Genomic DNA, 21,057 nt, shown 5'->3' with positions numbered 1-21,057 from the left:
TATTGCGTGGGTGGGCACCGTTTTGTGCCTGCTGGCTAAAAAACAGCGCGGATGCTACGAGCGACCATGAAACCAAAAGCTGCTACCAAGAAGAAACCTGGACACCTGCCGCTGGCCGAGCGCACAGCGTATCGGCGGCTCGAAGATGTGGTGGGCTGCAAATGGTCTGCCGCTGTGCTGGCAGCGATCGGACGCGGTGTGTCACGTCCTGGGCAACTGGAGCGCTTTATTCCTGGCATCTCGACGAAGGTGCTCAATGAAAGACTGCGCAAGCTCATGGACTATCGCCTCATCACGCGCTCGGAGATTGCAGGCAAGGTGCCGCGCACCGAGTATGCACTCACCGCCACAGGCACGAAGCTGAACGCCATCATCGAAAACATCCGCGATCTGGATGAGGAGCATGGTGCTGAGCACTAGCGAGAAACACATCATGAAAAGCGCCCTCACCCTTCTTCTAACTTTGGCGATAAGCCTGCACGCTCAGGACTTTGATCTCTACGGCGGTTCCACGTCTATCAAAGGCAAAGCCACGGGTTGGTTCCATTTGGAGGAGGTGAAGGGACGCTGGTTCTTCATCACACCGGAGGGAAACGGATTCATCCCCATAGGTGTGAATCACATCGGCACCTACTTCGGTGGTGGGAATCAAAAACTGCGCCCTGGGGAGCGTGACCTCGTGAAGGAACGCCATCACGGCAGCGTGAAGGAGGCGGCGGCGCATGTGGAGAAGATGGTGCGCAGTTGGGGCTTTAACTACGCAGGTTACGATGCGCCGGTTCATGTGCGTCAGACCATGCCTTTCTCCACCGGATTTAAGCAGACCAATACCTCGGGTGTGACTGTTTCTGGGCCGCCGGAGTATGTGGATGTGTTTGCTCCCGAGTTCGCCGCAGACTTGGATAAAAGAGTCGCGGAGCATTGTCGGCCTCTGCGTGAGAATCGCTTCCTGCTCGGCCACTACCTCGTGGATCTGCCGCGCTGGGGCGACATGGCTTACCTTGAGAACGAAGAGAAGAAAAGTGGAGTGAGTTGGTTGTCCTTCTTTCGCAAATTGCCGCCCGGCTCTCCCGGCTGGCTGGCGTATGAAAAGGCCATCACAGGCGCGGCGGATATCCAGGTGGCTGAACTCGCCTTCACCGTCGAGATCGCGGATCAATGCTATCGCCTCACCGCTGAGGCCTTCCGCCGCCATGATCCGCACCATCTTGTGCTTGGTGAGCGGTTTGCTGGAACACGTCTTTTTTTACCCGTAGTGGAATGTTCGGCGAAACACTTCCCCGTCATCGCAGCACAGCTCGATGGTGATTTTGACGCTGCGTTTTATCGCGATCTCCACCAGCGCACTGGCAAGCCCATCATCAACGCCGACCACGTCGCCAACTTCATCACCCCGGCCACGCAGAGGGTGCTCGGCCGTGCTTTGAAGAACGAAGCTGAGTCTGCCGCGCTCTACGCCAGCTATCTCCGCGCTGCCTTTGCCGAGCCATTCATGATTGGCTACAATCGCTGCCAGTTGGCCTCTCGCATCTTTCAGGACGGCCCGCCTGCTGGATGGAAGCAAGGCATCCTCGATCCCGCTGGCGAACCCTATCCGGTGCTCCTCAAAGCCATCACCACGACAAATCACGAGGTTCTGGAACGTTTGTATCAAATCTCCAAATGAAGCGAGATTCGCCACGACCGTTTGCCACATCACTCGCTGTCATGAGACTCACACTATGCCTCGCCATCCTATGCTCGCTCCTCTCTGCATGGGCGGTGGAGCCGAAGCGCATCTATCTCGCTGAGGACGATCACACGGACCTCATGTGGACGGCTGACGCGGACACCTATGATCGTGTGTTCGTCGAGATGCTGGACCACCATCTCAAGGCGGCAGATGAGACAGCGGCGAACCCGCCTATGTATCGGCATCGCTTCAACTGCGATGGCTTCTGCTGGCTGCATGCTTACCAGCAGAAGAAGACGCCAGCGGAGTTCGCACGCCTCGTGGCGCGGATCAAAGACGGCAGCATCAGCGTTCCGATGAATCAGGTCGTCTCCTGCTATGGCGGGCAGCCGCTCGAGGCCGTGCTACGCGGCATGTATGATGCAGGCCGCATGGAGCGGCAGCATGGGCTGAAGTTTGATCTCGCCGTGGCGATGGAGAACCAGACGCTGCCGCTTGGGCTCGCCTCCCTGTTCGCTGGCAGCGGTGCGCGATTCTCCTGGCGTGGTGTCTGCGCCTGCGCGACGCGGATGGATAAGAAAGCACTCGGTCACCGCGAGCATGAGATCTACTGGTGGACGGGTAAGGATGGCCAAAGACTGCTTTTGAAGTGGTATTCACACGATGGCGACATTGGCACGTATTATGAAGGATCGGACCCCGTGAAGGCCGTCGAGCATGTGGACCGCGACCCCGATTTCCTCTCCCGCTATGTGGACCCAAAGACTCGTGCTCCGTATCGCGTGGCAGGTGTCTTCGGCTTCGGTGGCGATGATCTCGCGAGGAAATCCGGCGTCAAACCACCGCCTGTTATCCCTGGCGTGCCTGGGCTGCACAAACTGGTGTCCTCTGTCTATCGCGATCCCTTTTCTCTCATCGCACAACAGATGAGCGATGATACCCGGCAGGTCATCGTCTCCAATGAGCAAGACTTCTTCATCGACTTCGAAAAGACGCACGGCGCATCATTGCCGAACCAATCCCTCACCTATGGCAACGAGTGGGACCTCTACTCCGCCTCCATGTCAGAGACCACTGCGCGAGCCAAACGCGCCATCGAAAAGCTCCGCACCGCAGAGCTGCTGACCGCGTTGGTTTATCGGAAGTATCCCGCCTTCATGCAGCGCCACGCACCAGCGCGGGACCGTGCCTTTCAAGCCATCGGGCTGTATTGGGAGCACAACTGGACGGCTGACGGCGTCATCTCGCGTGCGCAGCGTGCTGCGTGGCAAGAGCTACTCGTTGAGCAAATCGAATCCTATGTGGACTCCATCATGGGAGAGGCATTGGTGCGTCTCGGCGGGATGATCCCACGCCCCGAGAATGCCAAGCGTTTCCTCGTCTGCAATCCCCTCGGCTGGAAGCGCACTCAACATGCTGACCACCCTTACACAGGCTCCAGCGAGGTGCATGTGCGCGATCTCACGACAGGCAAGGACACACCGCATCAGCTCATCAAAATCCACGGAGCACCCCACCTGCGCATCCTCGCCAGCGATGTGCCCAGCGCTGGCTACAAAGTCTATGAGATCATCACTGGTAAGGGCGCAGACGTCCCCAATGACGCCGCCACCATCACCGATAACGTATTGGAGAATGCCGCACTCAAACTCGTCGTGGAGCGAGATGGAGCCATCCGCAGCCTTGTGGATAAACTGCACGGCCACACCGAACTCGCTGCCACTCTGGACGGATGGAAGCTCAATGATTTCGCCGCCAGCTCCGACGATGGTGCTGCGCTCGAGATTGTGAATCGCGGCCCCGTCTCCGTCACGGTGCGTGCCCGCAGCGAGGCTGCTCTCGCTCATACCACACACATCACACTCTACCGCGACAGCGACCGCATCGACATCGAGAATGAACTCACGGAGAACTTCAGCAACGTGCGCCACTGGGCCTTCAGCCTCGCGCTCACCGATCCCAGCGTCCACACCGAGGAAGTCGGTGCCATCATCCTGGACAAGCCGCAGTCCCAAGGTGGCGACTATGCCAATAGCCACGCACGCTACGACTACGTCACGGTGAATCACTTCGCCGACATGAGCGCTGGTGGCCATGGCATCACCATCTCCAGTCCTGATCTGTCCTTTGCTCGCCTCGGTAGCAGCACCCCGTTAAATCTAGATACAGCTACACCACAGATTCACTTTTTAGCTGGTGGTCAGGTGGACGGCCCCAATCTCGGCATCCACGCGCAGAATGGGCATCACTACTTTCTTCAGCGATTCGGTCTGCGTGCCCACACCGGCTACCAGCAGGCCAGTGCGATGCGTTTCGCCCTGGAGCACCAGAATCCCTTCATCACCGCGCCCATCATCAGCAAAGACAGCCCCACGCCTTACCCCGAGACCGAGTATTCTCTCATCAGCGTCAGTGATCCCGAAGTCATGCTCTGGGCGCTGAAAGTGCATGAAGACGGTATCGAGCACGGCCTCGTCGCACGGCTATGGAATCAAGGCAGCAACAGCTCACACGTGAAGCTAACCCTCCCGCAACCGCTGCGATCTGCACAAGCCCTGACGCACCTTGAGACGAAGCGCTCCGACCTGCAGCTCGTGAACGGACAGCTTGAAGTCACCCTCCCCGCCCAGCGCCTAGAAACCTACCGCCTCGATCTCGCGCCCTGATGAAAAACGCTGAATAACAAGGAGCACCGAGCCGGCTCACACGATCATCCCTTTCCATCATGAAAGCTCTCCTCATCTCATTCCTCTTCACCGCCAGTGTAGCTTGGTCGATGGCCAATGTGGAGACGATTCCCACCCACGGTCGCAATATCTACCGACTGGCCGTCGCGGAGCTCGATGGCAATCCCGCCGCGAAGGAAATCGTCGGCTCGACCTACGACAATCGCGTCTGCGCCTTCGCCGCCGATGGCATGCATCGCTGGGATGCGGCGGTCGGCGGTTTCGTGTTCGATCTCGCGGCGGGCGATCTCGATGGCGATGGGCGCGATGAAATCATCGCCGCGAGTGCGGATGGCTCGGTTTACGTTTTCTCGTCTGACGGTAAACTGCGCTGGAAACAGGACCTCGTGGCCCCGGTCTATCAGGTGGCCGTTGCCAAACTCGACGGCAAGACCCCAGTCGTGTTGGCTGGCGGTGTTTCCCGGCAGATCGTCGTTTTCTCTGCGGACGGCACCAAGCTCCACGACCAACCCGTCAACGGCATCGTCCGTATTCTGCGTGCTGGCGACTTCCACGGCGACGGCACCGATGAGGTGGCTGCGCTTCTGATCAACGGTCCTTCGCGGCAAGACCTACTCTTCTTCAAAGGTCCCACGCTCACCCAACTCCCGGACAAAATCGCGAAGGCCAAGAAGCCCGGCGATCCGCTGATGAGCGTGAAGAACGCCAACGGCATCGTCGCCGACCTCGATGGTGACGGCAGCGCCGAGTTCGTGTGGAAACCCGGTGCTTACAGCTTGAAGGGCGGTCTGCATCCGTCGTTCATGCTCCCGGCGAGCTTGAAGGAACTCGGCTACGATTCTCACTATAACATGCGCCTCGTGACTTCCGGCGATCTCACGGATCAGCCCGGCGCCGAGACCGTCATTCTCGAAGGACCGCAGCTCGGGCTTTTCGATGCGAAGGGTAAATCACTCGGCCACGCGACCATGCCTTTTGGATTCACGGACATCGTCTATTCACCCGGAAAGCCCTATGGCAGCATCCTCCTTGGCTCCAGCCCCAACGGCGATGACAACCTTTACCGTCTGACCTTCGCGCCCGGCTGGGAAGAATCCCTGGCACGACTTGAACGCCGTGGCGTCATGGCCGACATCGGCGCAAATCTCGCGCAACTCGCCGCCGACGCAGCGACCTGGCACGGCGACCCCGGACCGCGCACGGATAGCCCCATCGACATCGTGGTTTCGCATTACCTCTGGAGCGGCTGGGACCCACGCAAACTGGATCGGTGGATGGCCGATGTGCGGGACTACGAAAAGCGATTCCCGTATCCGAGCCTGCGCTTCGCCACGGCATTCTGGCCCGGTGAAAAGTCAGCGCTTCTGCGTCCTGACGGCCAGCCATGGGGCCGAGATCGGCGTTTGGCCCACGACCTGACTCGCGAGCAAATCGTCGATGGAGCCAAGCGCTTCGAAGCGGCTCACTGCCCTTTTTGGGTCCAGGTCGGCCACGGATGCGCACCGCATCTCGAAGTCGCGACGGTGGCGCTGATGCTGAAGGCTGCACCGACGATGCTTATCGGCTTCGTCAGTGCCGAGGACGAGGACGCCAGCATTCTGCCCTACTATTTGGAACACCACATCAGGCCGATCTTGGAACTCTGTCTCGAACACAAGAAGAGGGTCATCCTGCGCAACAAAAACATCTGGTGGTCACGTTTTCCCGCCGACGCAAAAGTGCGCGAGCTGATTTTCAATGGTCGCTACCGCTCGGTGATTCTGCCCTCGGTGGAAGACAGCAACTCGCGCAGTCCCGACATCAATCTCGCCGCGCGAGTCGGCCTGTGGATCGACGGTCAAGTGGACGACTGGGCCAGTCGGTGCGGGGCCGACTGGTTCAGCTTCAATCGCGGCTGGGAGTGGGAATACCCGATGACTGGCCACCCGCACTTACGCTACTATGTCTCACAGGCGATGCTCGGAGCCCGCGTCTTCATGATGCTCAATGGTGAAGTCGAACCAAGCACGGGCCGCTGGTCGCGCGTCGGCACCGAAGGCACCGCGACGTTTCTTCACCTCCTCGGCCGAGGCGCGATCATCCCGCCCAAGCGAGAGCAGTTGCGGTCCATCTCCCCGGTCGCGTTGGTGATGGAGAAACCCAGCCAGCGCTTCACCAAGCACGGGCTCAACGGCCACCGTGAAGAGCAGTGGGCCGCCGATGGCACCGATGGCAAACCCTGGGCCTTCGACCGGCTCGACTGCTACTGGGGCATGGCCCCGCTCCCACCCACCGACGTCTCCACCTATCTCTGGGGCCGCACACGCCGCGACCCGTCGCATCTGGTCACGACGACGCCACACGGCTTCGTCGCGCTCGTCCCTGGCATCACGCCGCGAGCCGATGGTCCGTGGACCACCCTCTGGACCACCGATGGCGACCACTTGAGCCGCAACGGAAAAGCTTTCACCCTCTCCGAGGCCCGCACCGCGCTCACCGCCGACCTCGCCGCTGGCGCAAAAACGCTTCCATTCGCCGTGACCGGCCGCGTGTTTCATCAATTCATCGAAGTCTCGCCACGCCGATACATCATCGCGCTCATCGACTCGGGATGGCTCGACCCCGCCGACCGCGACGTGCGACTGAACGCCCAAATCCCCGGCCGCTGGCAAGTCACGGATCGGATCACCGGGAAGGCCCTGGGTGAGATCGACCAAGGCCTCAAGCTGACCGTCCCCGCTGGCATGATTCGCTTGCTCGAACTGCACGAGACTGCCGCTGCAGCACGCCCCTGAACCGCCCCATCACCACCTTCCTCTTCACCGACATCGTCTGCCGAACTATTGCCGCCGCCAAATCGAGGCTCGCCAACCGCCGTTCGCTTACTCCAATGCATAATCCAGGTTTACCCAGGGAATGCCGCTGGAACCCCTGATTTTACATGCTCCATGTCGCCTGCTCGCTGCTACGTCAGGCTTTGATGCCGTCGGCACTTCAGGGTTTGCTGATTTCAACTTTGTAGAAATTTCGCGTAATGTTGGCATTGGGATCGAGAACGGTGCGTTCGTCTCCAGAATCAATGATGGTACCTCCGGGGAGAGCAATCCAACTGTTGGGTGTGAGGTCGGTGCTAGTCATCACGGTGTAGGTGTGGCCAGCATAGCGGGGGCTGAAAATGATTTGTTGATGGTGAGGCTGACCGGGGACGGAATGGATATTGATATGAAAAATAGAGGTTCCGTCCGTGGGAATGATGCCCGCATGGAATTCGAAATGGTTAGTGAAGCCATCGTGGTCGGGATCAAGCAGCGGGGCGGCTTGGGGATTGTCCATGCCGAAATATTCCACCTGCCAGGTATCGCTCAAGTTGTCGCCAGCGTAGGTGCCGAAGTTATCCGGCAACGAGTCCACAACGTTGAGGTTGAGGGTTCCGGTGTTTCCAGCAAAGACGCCTTGCGCGGTGGCGGTGGTGTTTTCAAAGACGACATCTGCTGTGGTGAGGCCCCCGGAGGAGATGCTGGAGAGCGGGCCGCTGGCAACGCTCCACGCCACGCTGGCAGCGGGGACGGAGAGGAGAGATGCATCGTCAAGTGTTTGCCAGGCGGAGAGCTGGGCGGTGGTGGTTTCATTTAGATTCAGCTCGGCGGCGGTGAGAGTGAGGCCGGTGACTTCGGTAAGTTGAGCGACATATCCTTGCTTCGCCGTGTCGTTAGCGGAAGTGGAAATGCCTGAGATCCCGCCGAGGCTGCCGTCATGCGTGTAGATGGCGCTGGTTGCACGTTGGCCTCCGGCGTCATTAGTAGCGGTGGGCACGGCGTAATTCGTGGAAGTGCTAGGCTCGGCTCCAGCGTTGGTCGTCACCCATGACAAGATCATTGCCGATACGAATGGTGTGTATTTCATGGTAGGTAAATGTTTGAATGCAGCGGCGGGGTGACAGGTCCTAGGGTTCGAGAGCGATCCAGTGGATGGTGAATGGTGCCATGGTCAAATCCAGTCCACTGGCGTCCGGTAGGCGTAAGTATTTGAGCTCGCCTTTGCTGGAATCGTAGTAGCTGATGCCCGCGGTGCCATTCACCGAAACCATGGAGGTGTATTGGCCCATGCCAAGCGTGCTGTCGAGAAACAGGGGGGTAGTCCAGGTGGTCCCGCTCGGGTTTAGTGCCTGCACGTATTTGATCTGGCCGTTGTCACCAAAGCTTATCGGAATGCCATTATCATGGAAGTAACTGATGGCAGGATTGCCATTAATGACCGCCAGAGACGTAAATTGCCCCACTCTGCCAGCACTATCCACGGTGATGGAAGTGCTCCATGATGAACCGGTCGAGTCGTTAGCCCGGATGAATTTGAGGTCATCGGTGGTATCGTTGTTGTAACTGATGGCAGGAATCCCGTTGATAAACTCCAGCGAGGTGAAGAGCCCCACATTGTCGGTGCTGTTGTCTATGGTCCGTAGGGTTCCCCAGCCCAGTCCTTGGTTACTCATTGACCTAACAAATTTAAGATTGCCGTTGGTCCGGTCGTAGTAGCTGATGGCAGGGAAGCCATCGACCATTTTTTGAGAGCTATACTCGCCCACATTGCCAGTGGCATCGACGACAACTCGGGCATCCCAAGTCGCTCCGTTGATGTCGAGTGCTCGTATATAGTTCAGAGTGCTGTTTCTGTAGTAGCTGACACCCGGGACGAAGCCAGTGATCATCATCAGCGAGGGAAACTGGCTATTGTCGTCAATGACCACGGGCAGCCCCCAAGTGGTCCCATTTGGGTCGTTTGCCCTCACGTATTTGAGATCGCCGTTGGTGGTGTCGTGATAGCAAATGGCTGGATTCCCATTGATGACAGCCAGTGAGGAGGATTGACCTACGTCTCCGGTGCTATCGATTGTCAGAGCCACACCCCAGTTCGTCCCTACGGGGTCCGTGGCTCTCACGTATTTGAGATCTCCGTTAGTGACATCGTAGTAACTGACAGCAGGGTGGCCATTGACGATCGCTTGGGACGTGAATTGACCCACGTTGCCGTTCATCCCAGTATCCAATGCCAATGGAGTGCCCCAACTCGTGCCATTGACGTTGGAAGAACGCACGAACTTAAGATTGCCGTTGGTCGAGTCAAAATAGCAAATGGCAGGATTCCCACCGACCACCAGGAGAGCGGAAAATTGGCCCACACGGTCAGCGCTGTCGCCATTGGAGGTCACAGGCGTGCTCCACGCAGTGCCGCTGACATCTGTCGCTCTCACGTATTTGAGATTGGTGTTGGTCGCGTCGTAGTAGCTGATCGCCGGGTTACCATTGACCACCGCAAGAGAGGTGTCGTGGCCGACGATGCCCGTGCTGTCGAGCGTCAAAGAAGCCGCCCAGATCGTGCCGTCGGCATCTGTGGCACGCAGGTATTTGAGATCACTGTTGGTAAAGTCGTAGTAACTAATGGCCGGATTGCCATTGACCACCGTCAGAGAGGAATGTCGCCCTACAGAGCCTGTGCTGTCGAGCGTCAAGGATGTGCCCCAAGTCGTCCCGCTGGCATCTGTCGCCCTCACGTATTTGAGATCGCTGTTGGTAAAGTCGTGGTAGCTGATGGCCGGATTGCCATTGACCACCGCCAGTGAGGTGTCGAGACCGACGAGGCCCGTGCTGTCGAGCGTCAAGGGCGCGCCCCAAGTTTTTCCACTGGTGTTCGTCGCCCTCACGTAATTGAGGTCGCCGTTTGTGACGTCGTGGTAACTGATGGCTGGGTTGCCATTGACCACCGCAAGAGAAGTAAATTGCCCCTCATTGTTCGTGCTGTCGATGACCCTAATGGAAAACTGGCTGGACCAAGTGGTGCCGGTGGCGTCATTGGCTCTAATGAATTTGAGGTCGCGGTTCGTGGCATCGTAGTAGCTGATGGCGGGAGCGCCGCTGACCACTGCCAAGGAAGTATGGCGGCCCACATCACCGATGCTATCAACGGTGACGGGTGCGCCCCAGATGGTTCCGTTCGCGTCGAGCGCCCGCATGTATTTGAGGTCGCCATTGCTCACGTCGTAGTAGCTGATGGCCGGATTGCCACTGACGATGGCGTGCGAGATGTAATTACCCACGACGCCGGTGCCCACATCCAGAGTTGTCGGAGTGATGCCGCTGGAGACCGTGGCGGAGAAATCTGCGGCACTCTTACTGGTGAGGAAAACGCGGGCCGTCGAGGCGGTGCTTCCAGCGGTGGTTTCCAGGGTCAGCGTCACCCTAGGAGGGGTGGTAAATGGTGGATTGAAAGTAACCGTGAAATCGCCGCCCATAGGGGTGAGTGCAATGCTGCTGCTGGAGATCGAACCACTGCGCATGGGCTTGAGCATCTTAGCAGCGGTGATGGAGCCATCCCCAAGCTGAGCGGTGCCGACCGCACCAGTGGCAATCTGAGTAGAGCCGACAGCACCTGTGGCGATGTTGCCTGCCTCCACCGCATTGGCCGCAAGCTGCGTGGTGCCCACCGCTCCGGCAGCGATCTTGACCGCCGTGATCGCACCATCCTTCACATTATCCGCCATCATGGCATAGCCCACGGCGGCGATACGCTGGTCCGGCGTGAGGAGTTGAGTGCCGTTCACGCCGTCATTAAACCAGACGCGAAGGCGCACATCGGCATTCGCCCAGACGCTGGCGGGGATGGCGGTCATGTTCAGCGGCGGCGAGGTGTCCCCGAGGAGGACGGAGTATAGACCCTTCGTCACGGGCAGCGAGACGGAGGCATCCGGCACGCCATCAGCAGGTGCGAGGTCAGCAGCATTGCCCCAATAGACGGTGGAGCCATCGCCATTCACCAGAGCGAACTTAAACTGCCCCGTGCCCTCGAAGTTCACCGTGCCGACAGCCACGCGGCCTTGGTAGTTGAGAAGCTGCGGCACCTGCGCGGGCAGGACGGCAGTGGTGAGTAGCAGTGATCCAAGTGCCCAGGCTCGTGTTGTGATTTTCATGATAGATGCAGGTTATCTGGTAGAGAGTATGTCAGCGTTTTTCGGATGGGAAGCATATTTATCGCCCATAGTTTGAAGTCGAAACGAGCGCCTCAGCCCAATGTAGATCCCGCTTGAATCCGGAAGCACCGCCTCGGGAAGCCGACGGGGGTTTGTAGTGGTGATGGTCTTACCATCGCCTTGCCGGTGAAGTTGGGTTGGTTGGTATATATAAATGGGGTGGCAGTAATTGAAGATAATACCAGTCATCCCATGAGGGGCATTGCTAGGCCCCTCCGCCGCGCAAGCCAGATCGTAGTGTGCGAGTGAATTCTCTGATTCTGCGCGTATGCATAACTATGAAGCCACTCATCGCACTTCTGTTCATCGCCACCTCCCTCTCTGCTCAGACGTTCCAGCGCTTCGTCGCTATCGACAATGTCTGCGCGTGGCCGAATCTCACGTTGATGCCGGATGGCAGTATCAACACGACCATCTTCGGCCAACCGAGTCACGGTCAGATGCCCGGAGCCGCTGAATGCTGGAACAGCAAGGACGGACAGTTTTGGGAAAAGCGCGGCATCCCGGCACCGAACGATCCGCATACGAACCGAATGAACGTGGCGGCTGGGTTGGCGAAGAATGGCGATCTCCTCGTGCTGTGTGCTGGCTGGACGGACATCAAGGAGCCGGAGTCACCGAAGCAATCGGCCTTTCGAGATTTCATTCTCGCTCCGTGGGTCTGCCGTAGCAGTGATGGCGGGCGCACTTGGACTCAAATCAAAGCCTTCCCCGCACCCGATGCCGGGTGGACGAATTATATACCCTTTGGCGACATCAAGGTCGGCGAAGATGGTGCCCTGCATGTGTCCTGCTACGGAGGTGAACTGAAGGATAAGATCAAACTTGGCATGAAGACCAAGTCCATGCGCTCCTGGCACTACCGCAGTGATGACGATGGCAAAACTTGGGCACGCACCAGCATCATCCACAAGACTGGAAACGAAACCACGCTCCTGCACCTCGGTGGCAAGCGCTGGCTCGCTGCCGCACGCGAGACGGCGATGGATTTGTTCATCTCGGAAGACGACGGCTTGACCTGGGGTGAACCGAATCGCGTCACGCAAAAGAATGAGATCAATGGCCACCTCGCCCGGCTCAAAGATGGCCGCATCGTCCTCACGTATGGGAACCGCATCAAGACCGGCAACCAACTTGGTGTGCTGGCGAAGTTCAGCAGCGACGAAGGCAAGACCTGGGGCGAGCCCATCCGCGTAGCCCACACCACTTCCTGGGATTGCGGCTACCCGAGCACCGTCCAGCGCGCCGATGGGAAGCTCGTCACTGCTTGGTATGCTGGCGCTTCCGAGTATCATGCCCGCTACCACATGGGCGTGGCCATCTGGGATGCGCCGCCTGCCGCAGAAACGAAGTAGCATCTTGGCCAGGGCAACATGCTCGCTGACACGAATCCTATCCATCTATCTTCCGCCGCATGATCAGTCCTCGTTACCGCCGCAGCATCCTCGCCACCTGTTGTGTGCCGTGGAATGAGCGCTTCGAGTTCGAGGAAGACATCTTCCGCCGCAGCGTGCGTCTGCAAATCGACAGTGGCATTCGTGATCTCTACATCTTCGGCACAGCGGGCGAAGGTTACGCCGTTACTGACACACAGTTCGATGCGATCACTCGTGTGTTTCTCGATGAAACAAAACGCGACGACGTGCAGGCGATGGTCGGCCTTATTGGTTTGTCGTTGCCAACGATCATTGAACGCATCGAGCGCGCACGCGACATGGGCGCGAGACGATTTCAGCTGAGTTTGCCGAGCTGGGGTGTGCTGAGTGACACCGAATTGAAGACCTTCTTCCGCGAGACTTGTGGGCGTTTTCCTGATTGTGAGTTTCTGCACTACAACCTCATGCGCAGTGGCCGGATCATCACCGGAACCGAATATGGCATGTTGGCCGCTGAACACGCCAACCTCGTCGCCACGAAGAACAGCACCGCTGATGAAGTGCGCCTGCGTAGCCTCTTCATTGATGCGCCCCAACTCCGCCACTTCATCACCGAGGTCGGCTTTGCAAAAGCCTGCCACATGGGCGACTGCGGCTTTCTCATCTCCTTCCTCTTCACAAACTTCCAGCGTGCGCAGGACTACTTTCAAGCCGGTTGTGATCGCGATTCAGCCAGGCTTGACGCTATCACCGCAGACTTCGACGGCCTCATCGCCACCTTCAAAGAAGCCGTCGGAGACACCGCCCACATGGATGGCGCCTTCGACAAGCTCTTCTGCCGTATCCACGACCCTGAGTTCCCACTGCGTCTGCTCCCTCCCTATGAAAGCGTGAGCACCGAACGCTTCGATCGCTATCGCGATCAGTTGCGTGCGCGGCATCCAGACTGGCTGCCCTGATATGATGCCTCACGTTTTCATCTCCCCGCAATCCTGTGCCAAACTGCTGTTGGAACATGTCGAGGAGTGGGCCGGGGATGGGAAGGGGGGGCTTTGAATGATGAATGTGGATCGTGTCAGCGATTCCTCCGAAGACATCTGGCCTTGGAACTGCTTAGGAGAGGGTGATGCGAATACACTTGGGACTTCTGGGACTGCTCTTGCTACTCCATTTACCGGCACAGGCCGATGAATGGTGGGCATGGTCATGGCTGGAGTTTTGGCAGCAGCCCGGAAGAAGTGCGGGTGTCTTTCTGGCGAATCGCGAGGACTCGGAAGACGGCTCCTACACCCAACTCGTCAGCTCACGCTACAAGCAGGAGCTGTTGCCCTGGCTGGATATGGGGATCGGTCTTTCCGTGCTGAATCTGGAGAACACCGTCTCGAACGAACGTCATTGGCAACTGCGCCCCGAACTGGAGCTGAACCCGCATCTCGAACTCACCCCGCATTTGCGGATCGACTGGCGGAACCGCATGGAGTGGCCCTGGAATGAAGAGGAGTCGTTGAAGGCTGGCCGTTTCCGTCACCGCATTCAGCTGGGCTGGACACTGCCCCACTCCATCGGCCCATGGACCCGCTTCTTTATCAGCAATGAATGGCTGGTGAACCTGGGTCGCGGCCAATGGACTGAGAACCGCGTGGTCCCGCTCGGTCTGACTTTCAAAGCAGGGAAGCGCACCGATCTCGATGTCTTTTACATGATCAATTCCACCATGCCCAAGGAGACCTGGATTCACGAGTCCGTGATCGGAACGTATCTGCGGGTGAGGTTTTGAAGAGCGTCGTTGAGGCCATTGCTGTGTGCCAGTAGTGGACCAACTTCATCTGCCTCCGCAGGAATTTCATAGTCCAAGAGATACTCACCACAAATAGCCGGAGTTTGGGGCATCGCGCTGGGACAGAGCTTGGCGAACTCGTGCTGCGGATGGCGGGCTGCATTCGCTGCGTGATTTACGGGGTGATTGAGACTTTTGGCGGTTGGGGGCCTTATTTTTTCTTGGCCGCTGTGACGGTGAGCCAGGGCTGGGGGTCTTGGGAGATGAGGAGTGGGCCGCGGGGCTCTGTGAAGGGGATGGTGTAGGTGGCGGTGGTGGGCTGTGGGGTACCTAGGATTTCGATGCGGATGGGGGTCTGGCTTGGGAGGGCGTCTGGTGCGGCCTTGAGGGTGAGTTTGAGTTCTCCTCCTTTGGCGGGAATTTCGAGTGGGGCGGCGGTGATGCCGGGAGGGAGCTGCTGGGCTTGGGCGGTGAGTTTGGTGGTGGGGGTGCCGGTGATTTTGATGGCAAGTTTGATGTCGGTGCTTTTGCCGGGCTCGATGAGGTAGGCGTGGGTGTCGAGGGTGGCGGTGATGCTGGCGGTGGTGGGCTGCACGCTGAGTTCGTAACTGTGTGCGGGGCTGCCGCCGTGAAAACGATCTGCTACGATGATTTTGACCTCGCCGTCTTTAGCGACCTTCCAGCGCAGTGCGGAGTTGCTGGTGTCTTTGTCGATGTCATCGGACTGCGTGAGGGTTTTTCCAGTGGAGTCGTCGATGCGCAAAACGGTGTCGAAATGCTCGGAAAGGAGGCTGAGTGCCCATTCTTCGCCTTTTTTGGCCTGGAGGGAGAAAATGTCTTCTTCCTTCGGTTTGGAGAGAATTCCGCGCAGGGTGACGGGAGTGGTGATTTGGGCCGGTTCGGGCTTGGGAGGCTCTGCTGGGGCTTTTTCGGCCAAACTAAGCCGGTAGATGTGATTGGCGCTGCCTTTGAGTGAGACATCCGCAGCGGGTGGATGGGCGAAGGCGAGGACTTGGACGAAATAGGTGCCGCTCTGGGCTGGGGTGTGCTCGATGCGTGGATCGAGATTGTGCGTGTCGTGGCCGGAGGCGATTTCGATGCCGCGTGAGTCCAGTAGGCGCAAAGCGGGGTCCATCGGCGATCCGAGCGAGTAACCGTGGAGCATGATTTGGACGGTTTTGCCCTTTTGAAGCCGGATGGGGTAGGTGTCGATGTCGCCAGCTTTGGCGAGTGTGCCGTTGAAGGTGGTGTTTGCTCGGGGTTCGGCTTTTTTGAGGTCGGATGGGACGTCGTTGGGCTCGAGCTCCGCAAATTCATCGAGTGTGCCGATGTGGAAGATGCGTGGTGGCGTGCTGCCTGCACTGGTGTGGAGGCGGATGAGGCAGGGGCCGGGTTTGGCGTCTGCCGCGAGGGTGACGGTGAAGGTTTTCGGCTTGGCACCGGGCTGAAAAGTGACGCCGGGGGCACTGCACCAGATGCCAGGACTGTCTTTTTCCAAACCAGCCCCTGCGACATTGATTTCAAAGGTGGTGCCGATTTTTCCGCCTGCGGGGAAGATGCTTTCGAGCCCTGGTGGCGCAGCGTGGGCAGTGAGTGGTAGCACGATGGCGAGTGCCAAGGTGATGAGGCCGCTGGGGTATCGGCTGGTGCTGCGGGCGGGTGTCGTCATTCCACGCGGCGGTTTTACGCAAAGAGCTCGCGGATGGGGCGTCCGCCGTTGATGAGCTGGACGGGGCGACCGCTGTTGGTGTGGAGGATCTGATGCGGGTCGATGCCCAGCTTGGTGTAGAGCGTGACGGCGAAGTCCTCTGGGGAATAGATGTTTTCGCTGGCATAGTAGCCTTTGGGGTCGGTAGCACCGATGATGCCGCCACGGGGGACGCCTGCGCCTGCGAAGAGGATGTTCATGGCACCTGGCCAGTGATCACGTCCGCTGTCTTTGTTGATTTTGGGTGTGCGACCGAATTCTCCGAGGGCGACGACGAGGGTGCTTTCGAGGAGGCCACGGTTGTCGAGGTCGGTGATGAGTGCGGCGAGGCCCTGATCGAATTTCTGCATGAACTCGCTTTTGCAGGTCTTGAAGAGCTCACGGTGATGATCCCAACCGCCGTAGTTGATGGTGACGAAGGGGACGCCGACTTCGACGAGGCGGCGGGCGAGGAGCATGCGCTGACCGAGGTCGGTGCGTCCGTACATGTCGCGGGTTTTATCGTCTTCGAGATTGATGTCGAAGGCCTCCTGGGCGGGACGTGAGGCGATGAGATCGACGGCTTTGCCGTAGAAGGTGTCAAAGCTGACGGCGGGGTCTTCTGCGAGGGCGTTTTGCATGCGCTGCATGCGATCGAGGGACATGCGTAGCTCGCGGCGGGAGAGGCCACGTGCTTCGCTGATGTCGGCTGGGAGCACGACGTCGCGGACTTTGTAGCCTTTGGAGTTGGGGTCGCCGCCAGCGACAAAGGGGGCATGCTCGGCGCCGAGGAAGTTCGGTCCGCCGCTGCGGGTGATGCTGGGGAGCGTCATGTAGGCGGGGAGTCCACGCTGGACGCCGCGTTTGTAACTGACGACGCTGCCAAAGGATGGATGGAAGGTGACGAAGGCACCGCAGCCGACGGGGACGGGTGTGGGGGCACCGGTCATCATGTAGTGATTGCCACCGCCATGATTGGGGTCTTTGTGGGTGACGCTGCGTAGGACGGAGAATTTATTGGCGACTTTGGCTAGATGAGGGACGCATTCAGAGAAGCGCACGCCGGGGACGCTGGTGGGGATGGAGCCGAATTGGCCACGTATGTCGCTGGGGGCATCGGGCTTGGGATCAAACATCTCGTAATGCGAGGGGCCGCCGTCGAGCCAGATGAGGATGCAGTTCACGGGCCGGGCGGGTGAGGGCTGCGGGGCAGTGGCGGCCATAGCCTTCGCACGGAGTAGATCCGTGAAACCCAGCCCGCCGCCTGCGGCGGTGAGTCCGAGTTTGAGAAAATCGCGTCGTAGGTGCCCGGCGCAGTTATGGGTGAGGCGTGGCATTTGATCTAATTCAGTGGGGCTAACGTGGAAATTACGGCTGGGGTGTGGGGAATCTTGCGAATGGGGCTAACTAGATCGAAGGCTGGTGGACGGAACCTTGACGCCTCCTTAACCTTCCCCTACCATCTAGCCCGATGAAACGATCCGCTTTCTGCCGCCCCACGCTTACCGCCTTGGCTGTGGCCATGACTTTTCTAACTGTGCAGCCACCTGCATGGGCTCTACTTGATTTCATTTTCGGGAAGAAGGAAAAGGTGGCACCCGCAGCGAATGAGCGTGCTGTGCAGGAGCAGGCTGCGTCGCAGTTACTAGCGGAAGGCCGTGCGGCTCAGAATGCAGGCCGCAGTGGCCGTGCGAATGACTACTACGAGCAGATTCTGAAGCGCTACCCATTCACGCAGAGCGCAGCGGAGGCAGCTTTCTCGCGTGCTTTGATCATTCGGCATACGGAGAATGACTTGGAGGAGGCCTTTGATGCTTTTCAGCAGTTTATCGACACCTACCGTCAGAGCCCGCGCTTCTCAGAGGCGGTGGCGATGCAGTATGAGATCGCCGAGGAGGCAAAAGGTGGGAAAAGACAGCGCACCCTGATCCTGGTGCCGATGAAGATGGGCTCGGAGGACGTGATTAGCTTTTACACGCAGATCATTAAGAATGCGCCATTCGGGAAATATGCGCCGCTGGCTCAGTTCAGCATCGCAGAGGTGTATCAGGATCAGCGTGAGAAGGATAAATCCATCGAGGCCTACCAGAAGGTCGTGGATAATTATCCCTCCACCTCCCAGGCAGCGGAGGCGCAGTTCCGCATCGGCTCCATCAGCAATGTGGCAGCGCAGCGCAGTGAGGATGCATCGAATCTGACTGCTACGCGTGATGCTCTGACGACTTATATGGCCGCTAATCCAGGGGGTGAGCGTAAGCAGGAGGTGGAGCAGATCCTCCGGCAGGTGAATACTGCGGAGGCGAATCAGAGCCTCACGGTGGCGAAGTTTTACAAGCGTAGTGGCAAGACGGTGGCCGCCGCGATGTATCTGAACGAGGCATTGAAATTCGGTTCTCCCGAGGTGAGCGCGGAGGCACGTCAACTGCTAGCAGAGCTCGCAGCCCAAGATCCGAAAGGCGTGGCGGAGTCTCGCCGTGCGATGCCGGGCAATGATTTCACCAAGCTGGCCTCTCGTGACCTGAAATCGAGCTCTGGCTACGTCGGCCCATTGCCACCGGATTTGCAACGCCTGGGGCAGCGGCCGAAGATGCGCAGTGGCAACGATAGCTTCATGCCCATCCCGCTGACGGAGCCAGATCTCCCAGCCATGCCAGGGGGCACGGCACCTACGCCGGGCTCACTTTTGCCGACACTGCCTGACTCTGAGAAGCCTGCTCTCCTACCAGTGCCTGCGGCACCGGGTAGCTCTGTGACACCGCCCGCTGGCATCTCTGCACCAGCAACGCCTCCGCCCTCTGTGCCAGCGCTGCCTGCTCCTTCGCTCCCTGTGCCTCCGAAGCCACCAGGCAGCTGATTTCCTCGACCGTTTGCTCCCTGCATCACCTGCTATTGATCATCTCCTCCCGTCTCCCTGATGAAACGCTTCTTTGCTGCGCTGCTTTTGCCTGTATGCCTCCTACTCACGAGTTGTGCGGGTTACCACCTCGGTGGACAAAAACCGGCACATCTGCGTGACATTCGCACTCTAGCGGTCCCCGCCTTTAAAAACATGACCTTGGAGCCACGCTTGGCGGTGAATGTGACCAATGCGGTCATCAAGCAGCTCCAGAATCACGGAGCCTACCAGATCGTCGATCGCCGCAATGCAGATGCTGTGCTCGTCGGTACAATCCAAGGAGTGAATCGCTCCCAATACCGCTCGGATCGTACAAACATCCTGCGCAGCTCGCAGATGCGCCTGACGCTGGAAGTTACTTATGACATCCAGGATCGTAATGGTCGAGTCTTGCACAGCCACTTCCAGACGGGTGAGTCATTTATCTTCCTCGATCCAAATGTGCAGCTTTCCGAGACACAGGCGCTGGAGGACGCCGCCCAGCGCCTCGGCACCAATCTCGCCAATGAGCTCTCCGAAGGATGGTGAGGAGGGGACTCCCGCCTCAGAGAGTGTGATGCTCGAAGAGGAGGAGAGTTGGAGCCTCGAAGGTGGAGACTGCAATCTGCCATCTGCGATCCCCGCAGGTCTGCATCTCGTCGCGACTCCGATCGGCAATCTAGGAGACATCACGGGACGTGCAGTGGACACGCTACGTGGGGCCAGCCTAGTCGCCTGTGAGGATACACGTCGTAGCGGGATGCTGATGAAGCATCTAGGCTTTAAAGTGCGGCTGGTGAGCCTCAATGAGCACAATGAGGCCTATCGCATCCCTCAGCTACTCGATCAAATGCGTGGAGGTGGCAGCGTGGCACTCATCTCAGATGCAGGTATGCCGACGATCAGTGATCCAGGGCAGCGCCTCGTAGCGGCGACGGTGGCGGCAGGCTTTTATATCGACAGTCTGCCAGGCCCGAGTGCGGTGCTCACTGCGCTCGCGGCGAGTGGCCTGCCCACGACGCCCTTTTACTTTGGTGGCTTCCTCGCGCACAAAAAAGGAGCCCGGGGGAACGAATTAGCCACGGCACTAGCTCGTGAGGCGACGAGCATCTACTTTGAGAGCCCCTATCGGCTGGTCGATACGCTCGAAATGCTCGCGACGGCTGCGCCCGAGCGTCGAGTCGTGGTAGCACGCGAACTGACGAAAAAATTCGGTGAGTTCCAGCGTGGGGCTGCTGCGCAGGTGCTAGCGCATTTTCAAAAAAAGCCGCCGAAAGGTGAGATCACGCTGCTGATCGCTCCGGTCGAAAGTCCGAAGTGGCTGACATGGTAAAAAGTCAGCGTACAGCCTTTTTATCCATACAATCTTCCTCGTGTCCGACCGCCTACCCACCGCACGTCAAAATCACCGGAAACGGCTGATCGCGGCATGGCGTGGAATCGATGAAGGGCCGTCCGATGTGCTTTCCGCGCTCAGTGTGGCGGATCTGGCACCGCGTATCATGGCGCAGTGTGGCCTAGCAGACCGTGTGCGGCTCGAAGACGTGCTAGAGGCCTGGCAGCAGATTGTGGGTGATTTGCTCTTTCGGCTTACCAAGCCGGATAGCATCGCGCGGGGGGTGCTGACGGTGCGCTTACTGCAACCCAGTGCACATCATGCTCTGAGCATGGAAAAGGGAAAAATCCTGCTACGACTCCAAGCGCGGCTACCAGAGGCAAAAATCAAAGATTTGCGTTTTCGGCATGGATGAGTGCAGAGCTGGGGAAACAGGTCAGGAGATGCAAAAAGCCCTCTGCTGCAAAAAGAGAGAAGAGAGCAACAAATGCCTTGCATCAACAATGGTAGCGCTATACTCCGCGCCCCTGCTTCCAGCAGCCCTCGCTCGGGTGGCGGAATTGGTATACGCGCAAGACTAAGGATCTTGTGCCGAAAGGCTTAAGGGTTCGAGTCCCTTCCCGAGCACCACCCTCCCTCACGGGAGG

General features: G+C 58.8%; 15 protein-coding genes and 1 tRNA gene. 12 read left to right on the top strand and 4 right to left on the bottom strand.

All coding sequences use genetic code 11. The features are described 5' to 3' along the window. The first annotated feature begins 66 nt into the window (after positions 1 to 66). The 4 genes from IPK32_11800 to IPK32_11785 are packed head-to-tail and all read left to right on the top strand — an operon-like array spanning position 67 to position 7,133. The gene (locus IPK32_11800) at positions 67 to 420 is read left to right on the top strand and encodes a helix-turn-helix transcriptional regulator (protein MBK8092633.1); all 354 of its coding nucleotides are present in this window, start codon (positions 67 to 69) and stop codon (positions 418 to 420) included. 13 nt (positions 421 to 433) lie between these two features. Further along, on the top strand, positions 434 to 1,666 hold the full coding sequence (locus IPK32_11795) for a hypothetical protein (protein ID MBK8092632.1): 1,233 nt from the start codon (positions 434 to 436) through the stop codon (positions 1,664 to 1,666). A gap of 41 nt (positions 1,667 to 1,707) precedes the next feature. Then, entirely contained in the window at positions 1,708 to 4,338 is a 2,631-nt protein-coding gene (locus IPK32_11790; protein MBK8092631.1) for a glycoside hydrolase, read from the top strand. A gap of 59 nt (positions 4,339 to 4,397) precedes the next feature. Then, positions 4,398 to 7,133, top strand: coding sequence for a hypothetical protein (locus IPK32_11785; protein ID MBK8092630.1), 2,736 nt, complete (start codon positions 4,398 to 4,400; stop codon positions 7,131 to 7,133). Positions 7,134 to 7,332: 199 nt separating this feature from the next. On the opposite strand, the gene IPK32_11780 is transcribed toward IPK32_11785, so the two are convergent. Together IPK32_11780 and IPK32_11775 are read right to left on the bottom strand one after the other, a co-directional pair. Next, complete coding sequence (locus IPK32_11780; protein ID MBK8092629.1) at positions 7,333 to 8,241, bottom strand: hypothetical protein; 909 nt, start codon at positions 8,239 to 8,241, stop codon at positions 7,333 to 7,335. Positions 8,242 to 8,281: 40 nt separating this feature from the next. Next, positions 8,282 to 11,299, bottom strand: a complete 3,018-nt coding sequence (locus IPK32_11775) for a hypothetical protein (protein MBK8092628.1) — start codon at positions 11,297 to 11,299, stop codon at positions 8,282 to 8,284. Between the two features lie 338 nt (positions 11,300 to 11,637). Between IPK32_11775 and IPK32_11770 the strand changes: the two genes are divergently transcribed. The 3 genes from IPK32_11770 (at position 11,638) to IPK32_11760 (ending at position 14,512) form a co-directional block, all read left to right on the top strand. Further along, the gene (locus IPK32_11770; GenBank protein MBK8092627.1) at positions 11,638 to 12,714 is read left to right on the top strand and encodes an exo-alpha-sialidase; all 1,077 of its coding nucleotides are present in this window, start codon (positions 11,638 to 11,640) and stop codon (positions 12,712 to 12,714) included. Between the two features lie 59 nt (positions 12,715 to 12,773). Continuing rightward, positions 12,774 to 13,694 carry a dihydrodipicolinate synthase family protein gene (locus tag IPK32_11765; protein MBK8092626.1) on the top strand — a complete coding sequence of 307 codons (921 nt, stop codon included), beginning with the start codon at positions 12,774 to 12,776 and terminating at the stop codon, positions 13,692 to 13,694. A gap of 200 nt (positions 13,695 to 13,894) precedes the next feature. After that, complete coding sequence (locus IPK32_11760) at positions 13,895 to 14,512, top strand: DUF2490 domain-containing protein (GenBank protein MBK8092625.1); 618 nt, start codon at positions 13,895 to 13,897, stop codon at positions 14,510 to 14,512. Positions 14,513 to 14,723: 211 nt separating this feature from the next. Here the strand turns inward: IPK32_11760 and IPK32_11755 are convergent, their stop codons facing one another. Next, a complete protein-coding gene (locus tag IPK32_11755) occupies positions 14,724 to 16,181 on the bottom strand; it encodes a PPC domain-containing protein (GenBank protein ID MBK8092624.1) in 1,458 nt (485 codons plus the stop codon). 14 nt (positions 16,182 to 16,195) lie between these two features. Further along, complete coding sequence (locus IPK32_11750) at positions 16,196 to 17,536, bottom strand: DUF1501 domain-containing protein (GenBank protein MBK8092623.1); 1,341 nt, start codon at positions 17,534 to 17,536, stop codon at positions 16,196 to 16,198. 134 nt (positions 17,537 to 17,670) lie between these two features. Between IPK32_11750 and IPK32_11745 the strand changes: the two genes are divergently transcribed. The 5 genes from IPK32_11745 to IPK32_11725 all read left to right on the top strand — a co-directional run bounded on the left by IPK32_11745 (position 17,671) and on the right by IPK32_11725 (position 21,040). Next, on the top strand, positions 17,671 to 19,053 hold the full coding sequence (locus tag IPK32_11745) for a tetratricopeptide repeat protein (protein ID MBK8092622.1): 1,383 nt from the start codon (positions 17,671 to 17,673) through the stop codon (positions 19,051 to 19,053). Between the two features lie 60 nt (positions 19,054 to 19,113). After that, a complete protein-coding gene (locus IPK32_11740; GenBank protein MBK8092621.1) occupies positions 19,114 to 19,623 on the top strand; it encodes an LptE family protein in 510 nt (169 codons plus the stop codon). Positions 19,624 to 19,651: 28 nt separating this feature from the next. Beyond that, a complete protein-coding gene (gene rsmI, locus IPK32_11735; protein MBK8092620.1) occupies positions 19,652 to 20,407 on the top strand; it encodes a 16S rRNA (cytidine(1402)-2'-O)-methyltransferase in 756 nt (251 codons plus the stop codon). Positions 20,408 to 20,447: 40 nt separating this feature from the next. Continuing rightward, the gene (locus IPK32_11730) at positions 20,448 to 20,825 is read left to right on the top strand and encodes a DUF721 domain-containing protein (protein ID MBK8092619.1); all 378 of its coding nucleotides are present in this window, start codon (positions 20,448 to 20,450) and stop codon (positions 20,823 to 20,825) included. A gap of 130 nt (positions 20,826 to 20,955) precedes the next feature. Continuing rightward, positions 20,956 to 21,040: transfer RNA gene (locus tag IPK32_11725), tRNA-Leu, on the top strand. Positions 21,041 to 21,057 lie beyond the last annotated feature (17 nt).

The sequence above is a fragment of the Verrucomicrobiaceae bacterium genome, assembly GCA_016713035.1.
Classification (GTDB): domain Bacteria; phylum Verrucomicrobiota; class Verrucomicrobiia; order Verrucomicrobiales; family Verrucomicrobiaceae; genus Prosthecobacter.
This window is presented reverse-complemented; position numbering and strand designations above follow the sequence as displayed.